This is a genomic window from Bacillus cereus group sp. BceL291 (genome assembly GCF_051776705.1).
Lineage (GTDB): Bacteria > Bacillota > Bacilli > Bacillales > Bacillaceae_G > Bacillus_A > Bacillus_A cereus.
This window is the reverse complement of record NZ_JBPWAP010000251.1, coordinates 1-395: the sequence shown is the minus strand read 5'-3', so window position 1 is coordinate 395 and position 395 is coordinate 1. Positions and strand designations below refer to the sequence as shown.

Below are 395 nucleotides of genomic sequence, written 5' to 3'. Positions count from 1 at the left end.
AATAAGCCACAGGATTGGACACCAGCTCCAGAAAATCAAGTAACGAATGATGAATTCACTAAAAAAACAACCGAGATTGAAAAAAGTGTGAATGGTATTAAAGAAAGTATTAAAACGGTAGAAAAAACACAAGTCGATTTTAGCGAGCGTGTGACTACTGTAGAGAAAACAGCGGACGGTATTAAAGAAAAAGTTACTAGTTTACAAGAGATACAAACTAAACAAGGTACGCAGTTACAGGAGGCTAAAGCAGGTTGGGAAACTACTGCAAAAGCTTTGGAAGGAAAAGTTGAAATAAAAGATGTTGAAGATTATGTTGGTGGAATCGGTAATCAAACTGTATTACGGAATGTTCTTTGGAAGAATGATACAAAATATTGGATACTTCAATCAGG

The 395-nt window shown here is 35.4% G+C and carries 1 pseudogene; it reads left to right on the top strand.

What is annotated here, in order from left to right:
* Positions 1-395: pseudogene (locus ACS2CR_RS34450) on the top strand (phage tail spike protein); the annotation flags it as partial.